This window comes from Photorhabdus sp. CRCIA-P01, assembly GCF_003545805.1.
In the GTDB taxonomy this organism is placed as follows: Bacteria; Pseudomonadota; Gammaproteobacteria; order Enterobacterales; family Enterobacteriaceae; genus Photorhabdus; species Photorhabdus antumapuensis.
On record NZ_NMQR01000175.1, the window covers coordinates 1 to 1,287 of the forward strand.

Annotated in this window: 2 protein-coding genes; both read right to left on the minus strand. The window is 38.5% G+C overall.

What is annotated here, in order from left to right; all coding sequences use genetic code 11:
* Nucleotides 1-92 precede the first annotated feature (92 nt).
* Nucleotides 93-983: a DNA-processing protein DprA gene (locus D3222_RS24620; RefSeq protein WP_118988356.1), complete on the minus strand. Its 891-nt coding sequence runs from the start codon at nucleotides 981-983 to the stop codon at nucleotides 93-95.
* Nucleotides 984-1,175: 192 nt separating this feature from the next.
* Nucleotides 1,176-1,287, minus strand: a 112-nt coding sequence (locus D3222_RS24625; RefSeq protein ID WP_118988355.1) for a DUF4400 domain-containing protein, incomplete at its 5' end; no start/stop codon positions are given.

Sequence of the window (1,287 nt, forward strand, 5' to 3'; positions counted from 1 at the left end):
ATTAACAAGTGTCGTCTATTAACAAGTGTCGTCTTCTGCAAGATAGTAGTGATCTCTACGACTCAATTCATCAATTTTTGTAAGACGGTAAGTCACAGATGTTCCCTAATATCCTCATAGTCTTTAACCCTTATAGCCCCTAACGCTTCATATTTTGCCGGCCAGCTAATTGAAGTGTTCTTGAAACAAGATTCTAATATAAATAATTTCCTGCCTTGATTCAAAGCCGCTCTAGCTTGCGTCATCGTTCCTGAGGTATCAGATGCTTCAACGATAATAGTCGCTTCAGATAATGCCGACATAGTCACAGTACGCTCAGGAAAAAACAGACTATTACTACGGTAATCTTGCTCAATATAACGTTTAAACGGCACTTGGCTAATTAGCAAATAACTTTCTCTAATTGCCTTTTGGAGCTCACTATTCTGTCTTGGGTAAATATGAGACAACGGAGTACCAATAACCGCTATTGTGTTACCCCCAAACTCCAACGCAGTCGTATGAGCAACCGTATCTACTCCCTCAGCCAAGCCAGAAATAATAGTAAATCCATCATTCACAAGACATTTAACTAGCTTTCTTGTTCTACGGCGACCTTCATCAGATATCTTTCGTGAACCGACAACAGCTACACACCGAGTATTAACTAAATCCCACCAACCTTGATAATAAAAYAATTCTATTGGGTGACGAGCATCTCTCAATTTATCAGGATACTCACTAGCTCCGTGCACTCTAACACCTAAATGCTCCACAGAATATTTATTAAGAATATATTTCAGTGACTTTTTGACAGACTCTCTTTCTTCTTCGGGGACAAGTTCAGATGGTAYCGTACCATTAGGTGCTTGCCGGAATTTATCAGCAATAGTTTTAAATGTGGCGCCCTGCTCAGTCCACAGCRCTTCATATGCAGCCATCTCCTCAAATGGAGATATCGCTCGTTCGAAGGAATCTGAAGATCCAAAATCAAGTTGCAACATTTTATCTGTTCCCAATTCATAACATAAAAGGTTACTAAGAACACCTATACGGTAACTGCCGAAAAGGCAGTACAAAAACATGCTAAATGGTTAACTGAGTAAATTCCATTATTTTTTCTTTTTACTGCCAAATTAGGCTTTTTCGCTGAAAAATCTAACAAAAATCATTAAAAATTTTACCTATTTATTACCTCAAAGATATTTCTTAAAAGTACTTATCATCACGGTAATAGCGATCCCTAATAGGAGAGCTGCGGGTAACAATAATAAATTAGGATACACAGCCGATGGCCAGGAGAGATAC